The organism is Kitasatospora sp. NE20-6 (assembly GCF_045862635.1).
In genome coordinates this window covers 1-7,574 of record NZ_BPRL01000024.1, presented here as the reverse complement: position 1 = coordinate 7,574, position 7,574 = coordinate 1, and the positions used below count along the sequence as shown (strand labels likewise).

The 7,574-nt window shown below is 77.7% G+C and carries 7 protein-coding genes; 1 reads left to right on the top strand and 6 read right to left on the bottom strand.

Annotated features, from left to right (window positions below):
- Positions 1-176: 176 nt before the first annotated feature.
- The 3 genes from SNE206_RS19920 to SNE206_RS19910 all read right to left on the bottom strand — a co-directional run bounded on the left by SNE206_RS19920 (position 177) and on the right by SNE206_RS19910 (position 3,253).
- Positions 177-1,751 carry a serine/threonine-protein kinase gene (locus tag SNE206_RS19920; protein WP_407914777.1) on the bottom strand — a complete coding sequence of 525 codons (1,575 nt, stop codon included), beginning with the start codon at positions 1,749-1,751 and terminating at the stop codon, positions 177-179.
- A gap of 7 nt (positions 1,752-1,758) precedes the next feature.
- Positions 1,759-2,499: a serine/threonine protein kinase gene (locus SNE206_RS19915; protein ID WP_407914776.1), complete on the bottom strand. Its 741-nt coding sequence runs from the start codon at positions 2,497-2,499 to the stop codon at positions 1,759-1,761.
- Positions 2,500-2,677: 178 nt separating this feature from the next.
- Complete coding sequence (locus SNE206_RS19910) at positions 2,678-3,253, bottom strand: helix-turn-helix domain-containing protein (protein ID WP_407914775.1); 576 nt, start codon at positions 3,251-3,253, stop codon at positions 2,678-2,680.
- A gap of 126 nt (positions 3,254-3,379) precedes the next feature.
- On the opposite strand from SNE206_RS19910, the gene SNE206_RS19905 reads away from it, so the two are divergent.
- Positions 3,380-4,237, top strand: coding sequence for an EamA family transporter (locus SNE206_RS19905; RefSeq protein ID WP_407914774.1), 858 nt, complete (start codon positions 3,380-3,382; stop codon positions 4,235-4,237).
- Between the two features lie 129 nt (positions 4,238-4,366).
- Here SNE206_RS19905 and SNE206_RS19900 read toward each other — a convergent pair whose 3' ends face one another.
- From SNE206_RS19900 to SNE206_RS19890, 3 genes are all read right to left on the bottom strand, one after another.
- Positions 4,367-4,585, bottom strand: a complete 219-nt coding sequence (locus SNE206_RS19900; RefSeq protein ID WP_407914773.1) for a DUF6480 family protein — start codon at positions 4,583-4,585, stop codon at positions 4,367-4,369.
- Between the two features lie 197 nt (positions 4,586-4,782).
- Positions 4,783-6,690: a serine/threonine-protein kinase gene (locus tag SNE206_RS19895; RefSeq protein WP_407914772.1), complete on the bottom strand. Its 1,908-nt coding sequence runs from the start codon at positions 6,688-6,690 to the stop codon at positions 4,783-4,785.
- A gap of 229 nt (positions 6,691-6,919) precedes the next feature.
- Positions 6,920-7,480 (bottom strand): DUF305 domain-containing protein, encoded by a 561-nt coding sequence (locus SNE206_RS19890; RefSeq protein WP_407914771.1) that lies wholly within the window; start codon positions 7,478-7,480, stop codon positions 6,920-6,922.
- Positions 7,481-7,574: the final 94 nt, after the last annotated feature.

Sequence of the window (7,574 nt, the reverse complement as noted above, 5' to 3'; positions counted from 1 at the left end):
CGCCCCCCCCGCCCCCCCGCCCCCGCCCCCCGCCCCCCCCCCCCCGCCCCCCCCCCCCCCCCCCCCCCCCCCGGGGGGCGGGGCCGCGGCCGCGCGTCGGCGGGGCTGCGGGGCTGCGGGGCGTCGGGGCGGGGCAGGGCTGCGGGGCGGGGATCCTGTGCGGTGCCGGGTGCGGCTCAGCCCGTGTAGTCGGCGAGGTACCGCCTGACCTTCGCCGCGTGCGCCGCCACCCGCGCGGGCACCCCGCCCTCCTCCGCGACCGTCTTGTCGCTCGTCCGGTACCCGGCCGCGAGCAGGCCCGGCAGGTCGTCGTGCAGACCGCGCGCCTTCATCCGCTGGGCCAGCCAGCAGACGTACGACCCCATCGACACGATGGCGTCGGCGGGCTGCCGGTAGTCCGCCCGGCCGTCGCCGTCGCCGTCCTGGGCCCAGGCCCGGAACACCGACGGCGTCCACATCGCGACGCCGTACTCGTCGGTCTCCGGGCGGGCCGCCGCCGTGTCGAAGCCGCTCTCCGCCTTGACCATCGCGGCGAGCAGCGCCGGGGTCACCTCCGGTTCGGGGCAGCGGCGGGCCGCCCGGTCGATCGGCCCGCGCAGCGCGGCCGGCACGTCCGCCCCGGGCGGCAGCGCCCCCGGCAGCAGGTCCGCCGCCGCCGTGGCCGCGGCCGGGCGTCCGGTCACGGCGGTACCGGCAGTACCGGCAGTACCGGCGGGCCCTGCCGTACCGGCCGGGAGCACCGCGACGGCCGCCACGGCCGCCACGCCCGCGAGCGCAAGGCCCGCGACCCACGCCGCCCGGCGGGTCGGCCACGGGCGCGCCGGGCGGCGCGGGCCCTCGGCCGCGTCGGCCCGGGCAGCGGCCGGAGGCAGCCGTGCGGCGAGCTCCCCGGCGTCCGCGGGACGGTCCGTCCGGACCGGCGCGAGGCAGGCGGCGATCGCCGGACGCCAGGGCCCCGGCACGCGGGCGTCCAGCCGCAGCGGCTCGCGGCCGCGGGCGTACGCCTGCGCGGCGAGCGCCCGGGCCCGGGCCGTGGCCCCCGGGAAGGGGTGCAGCCCGGCCGCCAGCACCTGGTGCGCCAGCACGCCGAACGCCCACACGTCGGACGCCGGGCGCAGCGCCACCCCGCGGGCGCCGGTCCGCTCGGACCACCACTCCGGCGGCACGTGGTCCGGCGTGCCGAACGGCGCCGCGTACGCGTGCGTGCCCTCCAGCTCGGCGGTGAGCCCGAAGTCCGCGAGGCGCGCGCCGCCGTCGGCCATCAGCAGCACGTTGGCGGGCTTGAGGTCGCCGTGCACCCAGCCGTGCGCGTGCATGTGGGCGAGGCCCTCGCACACCTCGGCGAGCAGGCGTCCGGCCACGGCAGGCGGCAGCGGCGTCCCGTCCGCGAGCAGGTCCGCGAGGCTGCGGTCGGCGCGCTCCATGACGAGCACCACGGCGCCGTCCAGCCCCGGCAGCTCCGGGTCGCGGACGGTGGCGGTGGCGAGGGTGCGGATCAGCCGCGGGTGCTCCAGCCGACGGCCGGCCTCCGCCTCCCTGAGGGCGGGCGCGGCGGCGGCAGGACGCAGCCCGCCCGGACGCGCCGCGGCGGGCAGGAACTTCGCGGCCGCGGGGGCGCCGTCCGCCAGCCGCTCGGCCGCGTGGACGGCGCCCCAGGCCCCGGCCCCGATCCGGTCGGTGATCCGGTAGCCCGCCACGCGGTAGCCGTAGGGCACCTCCGGGCCCGCGCCGGGCAGGGCGTCGTCGCTCACCGGGCGCTCAGGACCGGGGGCGGCGCGGGGGCAGCAGGGCGAGGTGCTCCTCGCGGACCAGGTCGAAGCGGAGCGCGAGCCCGACGAGCTCCTCGCGCTTGCGCAGACCGCCGTCGCCCGGGACCAGCCGCAGCTTGGACTCCGCCAGGTAGTCGATGTGGTAGTTCACGGCGGACCGGGTGACGTCCCGGCAGGCCGGGTCCGCGCGCAGCCGTTCGACGACGTCGCCGACCCCGGGCACCGCCGCCGCGGTGGTGCCGCGCAGCCGGGGCTCGCAGAGCGCCACCAGCACGAGGAAGTACTTCGCGGTGGCGTCCAGCGCGAACGGACTGACGGTGCAGTCGCCCGGCGCCCGCTGCCGGACGGGGTCGAGATAGGCGTGCTGCGGGGCGAAGACCTTGAAGCGGCAGCCTCCCCCGAGCGAGGGCAGGACCACCCGCGAGAACTCGAACGGCACGGGGGCACCCAGCCGCCCGGGCGCCACCTTCAGGTGCTCGCCGGCGCCTTCCAGGTTCTCCACCACGTACGTCGCCGAGCGGCTGAAGTTGGAGAGCCGCCAGTGGTCCTCGGCGGCCGTCACCTCGCCCGCGCGGCGCGAGACGCCCTGGTCGGGCAGCGGGATGGCGACCGGGCACGCGGGGGCGCCGCGGCCGAACTCCGCGGCGTCGCCGGGGCCCATGCGCAGCAGCGCGGGCGCGCCCGGTGCGGCCCCCGGCCCGTCCGGCAGTTGCACGATCACGGTGTCCATACGCCCCCTCGACGGCCGGCTCGCCCGGCTCCGCGGCGCCGCCCCGGCGCGCCCGGGGACGCCCGTGGAAGCCCACGATCCGGTCACCCAGTGTGCCAGAAAACACACGCTGCGTGTGCGATGTTTCCGCCGCGGGCCCGGTCACCGGGCGGCCGGACGGACGGGGCGTGCGGGCGGGTCAGGGCGCCGCGGGCGGCAGGTGCACCGTCATGATCAGGTCGCAGGGCCCGTCGCCCGCGCCGCGGTAGGCGTGCCCGACGTCGGCGCCGAAGGTGGCGCTCGCGCCGGCGGCCAGCGGGTGCCCGGCGCCGCCGACCTCCAGGACCATCCGCCCGGCGGTCACGGTCAGCGTCTCGGTGACGCCCGCCGGGTGCGGGTGGCTCTCGTACGCCTCGCCGGGGTGCAGCCGCCAGTGCCACAGCTCGACCTGGGCCGGCCCGGGGGTGGTGAGGACGAGCCGCGCCCAGCCGCCGTGCTCCCCCCTCCACAGCGGGGCGGCAGCGGCGCCGTCGACGATCTGCACCCTGCCCTGCCGGGGTTCGTCGACCAGGTCCGAGACCGCGAGGCCGAGGGCGTCCGCGAGCCGCACCAGGGTGCCCAGGTTGGGGTTGCCCTGGGCGTTCTCCAGAGCCACCAGCGCGCCCTTGCTGACCTGGGCGCGCACGCCCAGCTGCTCCAGCGACAGGCCTGCCCGCGCACGGGCGGCCCGTACGTTGCGCGCCACCGTCCGCAGCGTCAGCGACACCTCGGCCACCGGACCACCCCTTGCCGTCGGCCTCGTCCTCGGTCGCCCCAATGTACCCTCCGGTCGGAGCAGTGCACCCCTTCGGTCATTCGAATGTAGACTCAGGTCGGTCCGATGAACCGAAAGGGGCCACCCGTGCTCGCCGTGCTCCTGGCCCTGGGCAGTTCCCTCGCCTACGGGTGCTCCGACTTCCTCGGCGGCCTCGGCGCCCGGCGCGCCCACGTGCTGCGCACGGTGATGATCGCCGCACCCGTCAGCCTCGCGGTCGAACTCGTGCTGTGGCCCGTCCTCGGCGCCACGTGGAGCGCCTCCGCCCTCGGCTGGGGCGCCGCCTCCGGCCTCGCCTCCGCCGCCGCGTTCGCCCTGCTCTACCGCACCCTGGCGATCGGCCCGATGAGCGTGCTCTCGCCGGTGAGCGCGGTGGTCTCCGCCGCGCTGCCGGTCGGCGTCGGTCTCGCCCAGGGCGAGCACCTGGGTGCCGCGGCCGTCGCCGGGATCGCCCTCGCCCTGGTCGCCGTCGTGCTGGTCGCCGGCCCCGGCGACGACCGGGACACCCGGACCGGCCGCCCGCCCGCACGCCCCGGGCGCAGCGCGCTGCTGCTCGCCGTCGCCGCGGGAACGGCCATCGCCCTGCAGCTCGTCTGTCTCGACCGGGCCCCCGCCGACAGCGGTCTGGCCCCGCTCGTCACCGGCCGCGCCGTCTCCTCCGTCGTGACCGTCGCGGCGGCCCTCGCCCTGCACCGGCGGCTGGGCCCGGAACGGCCCTCGCTGCCGATCGCCGCCGGTGCGGGCGCCCTGGACTCCCTCGCCAACCTCGCCTTCCTGCTGGCGGTCCGCAGCGGCGACCTCGCCGTCGTCGCAGTCATCACCGCCCTCTACCCGGCCGGCACCGTGCTGCTCGCCCGTACCGTGCTCGCCGAACGGCTCGGCCGCACCCAGCTGGTCGGCCTCGGGACGGCCGCCGCCTCCGTCTGCCTGCTCGCCCTCGGCTGAGCCACCGCCCGCCCCCGCCCCCGCCGCACCGCGCACGACCGCACACCGCGGCCCCGCGCCGGAACCACGACGGTCCGGCCCGCCGGGTGGCGGGCCGGACCGGACGGACGGGCGGGTGCCCGACCGGAGTCAGAAGGCCAGGATCCGGCCGATCGCGAAACCTGCGCAGGCGACCACCAGCAGGCCGATGAGCAGCAGCGGGATCCAGCCGGGCCAGGCGTTGTGCAGCTCGACCCGCTCGGGCGTCGAGATGGCGTGACAGGTGGACGCCTCGCACTCCGGGGTCTCGGTGGGACGGATCCCGGGCACCGGGAACGGGGACGAGAGGGGAATGGACGCGATCGACATGACGGCCTCCACGGGCCGGGTGAGGTGACCTCTCCACTCTCCCGCGGGCGGGGCGGCGGGGTGACCTGCATCGTTCGCGCACCGGCTCGGACACCCCGGCCGCGATCCCCGCCCGCAGTCCCCGCCCTCGGTCCGCGGCCGCGCGCCACGGCCCTCACCCGGGTGCCCGCCACCCCGCCGCCCGGCCTCCGGCCCGGTCAGCTCTCGGCCGGGTAGCTCCGGATGACCTTGCCCTTGAGGTCCGCGGCGAGATAGCCGCTGCCGTACTCGTCGCCGATGTAGATCGACAGGCTCTTCACGTCGTCGGAGAAGAACGTGGGGTCGATCGAGACGTAGCGGGTCGTGGGCTTCGGCACGTTGAGGGTCTCCTCGCCCTTCTTGATCAGGCCGGGGACGAGATCCCAGTTGTAGACGGTCAGGTCGACGGGCTTCTCGTCGCCGATCTGCGTGCTGCCGCGGCGCTTGGTGGCGGCGCCGTTGCGGTAGTCGACGTAGTCGTACTGCTTGGACCCGGGCGCCTTCGGCACCTCGGCGATCGCGTAGGTGGGGTAGACCACCAGGCTGTAGACCTGGGTGGTGCCGGCCGTCTGCTTGATCGCGTCGACCACGGCCCGCAGGCCCGCCGGGGTGTGGAGGTTCTTGGCGTCCGCGGGCGGCGCGGCCGTCCGCGAGGCGCCGGCCTTCGAGGTCGCCGCGGCCGGCGACGCCCCGCCGGACGCCGTACCTCCGGAGCCCGTACCGCCGCCGGTGGCACTGCCGGGCGAGGAGGTGGAGAGGCCCTGGCTGCCGCTCTTGTTCGAGGCGTTGCCGTCGGGCCGGAGCGACCAGGCCAGGCCGCCGGCGAGGACCACGCCCGCCACGGAGACCGCCACCACCGCCGCACGGCTGCGGCGGGCGGGCACGGCCGGGAACGGCCCGGTGTGCGAACCGCTGTCCGGGGCGCCGTACGGGCCGGGCGGCGGCGCGTACGACGGGTGGCCGGCCTGCGGGCTCCACGGGTTCGTCGGGCCGGTCGGCGAGGGGTAGCCGTAGCCGCCGGGAACCCCGCCGACGGGCGGCACCTCGCCGTAGGGCGCGACCGGGTGCGCCGGGCCGGCCGTCGGGGTGTCCGCGCCGTGGCCGTTCGTACCGGTGTGGACGTTCGGGCCGACGTGGACGTTCGGGCCGGTGTGGACGTTCGCGCCCGGCTTCGGGAACGGTGTGGCGGACGGGCCCGGGCCCAGGTTGTCGAGCGAGGTGGGCGCCCAGGCAACGGGCGGCGCCCCGCCCTGCTCCGCGGCGGCGAGCAGCCGGTCGAGCATCTCGGCGTCGGGCCGGGCGGCCGGGTCGCGGGCGAGCAGCGAGGAGAGCAGCGGCCCCAGCTGACCCGAGCGGACCGGCGGCGGGAGCGTCTCGTCGAGCACCGCGGCGAGGGTCGCCAGCGTGGTGGCGCGGCGCAGCGGGTGGTGGCCCTCCACCGCGACGTACAGCATCATGCCGAGCGACCACAGGTCGGAGGAGGGGTTGCCCTCCTGTCCGCGGATGCGCTCGGGGGCGATGTACTCGGGCGAACCGATCAGCGAGCCGGTCGCGGTGAGGGCGGTGGCGCCCTGCATCGCCGCGATGCCGAAGTCGGTGAGCACGGGCGTGCCGTCGGTGCGCAGCAGGACGTTGCCGGGCTTGACGTCGCGGTGCTGGATGCCGGCCGCGTGGGCGGCCCGCAGGGCGGAGAGCACGCCGCGGCCGATCCGGGCGGCCTCCGGCACGGTGAGGGGGCCCTGCGCCAGCCGGTCCGCGAGGCTGCCGCCGCCGACCAGCTCCATGACGAGCCACGGGTGCGGGTGTTCGGGGCTGTCGACGATGTGATGGATGATCACGACATGGGGGTGCTGCAGCCTGGCGAGCGCCCGCGCCTCGCGCAGGACCCGCTCGCGCAGTTCCCGGGCCCCCGCCGGGTCGGCGGCGGCCATGGCCGGGTCGGGCGGCCGCACCTCCTTGAGCGCCACCTCGCGGTGCAGCGCATTGTCGCGGGCCCGCCAGACGAGGCCCATGCCTCCGCCCCCGAGGCGTTGCAGCAGTTCGAAACGGCCGTCGATGAGCCGTGATTCGGGCCCCCCAGTGTTCATGCCCGCCATGGTAGGAGACGGCACGGACCGCCGGTGCCGCCGGGAGCGGGCGTTCGGGCCTCCGGGCCCCGGCGCGGGCCTGCTTCGTGTGCGGCACTCCGGTGCCGGGGCAGCGCGACGCCCCGGACGACCGCGGCCCGCGACCCCTCGGGCGCCCGGTCCCCGGCACCTCGGGCCGCCCGGCCGTCGGTCTCCGGCAGCCGATCCCGCCCGTCCGGCGGCCTCGCCGTCAGCCCGGGAGTCCTCCGAGTTCGGCGGTGCGGTTGCGCCGGATGTCGGCGGCGAGGGCGCGGACGTCCGGCCGGCTGCCCGCGGTGCTCTCGGCCTCGGCGAGGTGCACCGACTGCTCCAGGTATTCGCGCAGGTGGGTGGTGGCGAGGCGGTCGAAGGCGGCGCCCTGCTCCTGCTCGACGGCGGCGTACTCGGCGGCGGTGGTCATGCCCGGCATGTCGTGGCCCTCGTGCGGGTTGGCGCCGCTCGCCCCGGCCTGCGCGATGAGCGCGCGGAGACGGCCGAGGTCGGCGGTGTCGCCCCGGGTGACGGTGTCGGCGAGGGCCCGCAGTTCGGGCGACGCGGATCGGGCGGTGACGAGTCCGGCGAGGTGGACGGCCTGTTCGGTCATGGGTGCGGCGAGCTGGAGCCAGGCGACGTCGGTCGGGTTGAACGGCGCGGCGGAGGCGGTGGCGCCGGCGGCCGGTGCGGCCGGTCCGCCGCCGGGCCGGGCGACGGCCATCAGACCGCCGCACAGGACGAGCGCGGCCACGGCCGCGCCGACGAATGCTCTTCTCATCGGATCCCCTCCCCGGGGATGGCAGGTCGGGCGGGGCCCGGGTGTGCGGTCGAACCGTCACGGACGGCCGTCGGCACCGCACTTGACGATCGGG

Excerpts from the sequence above, each read along its gene's own strand:
- SNE206_RS19915 (WP_407914776.1), bottom strand. The coding sequence starts at position 2,499 with ATGGACACCGTGATCGTGCAACTGCCGGACGGGCCGGGGGCCGCACCG.
- SNE206_RS19900 (WP_407914773.1), bottom strand. The coding sequence starts at position 4,585 with ATGTCGATCGCGTCCATTCCCCTCTCGTCCCCGTTCCCGGTGCCCGGG.
- SNE206_RS19895 (WP_407914772.1), bottom strand. The coding sequence starts at position 6,690 with ATGAACACTGGGGGGCCCGAATCACGGCTCATCGACGGCCGTTTCGAA.
- SNE206_RS19890 (WP_407914771.1), bottom strand. The coding sequence starts at position 7,480 with ATGAGAAGAGCATTCGTCGGCGCGGCCGTGGCCGCGCTCGTCCTGTGC.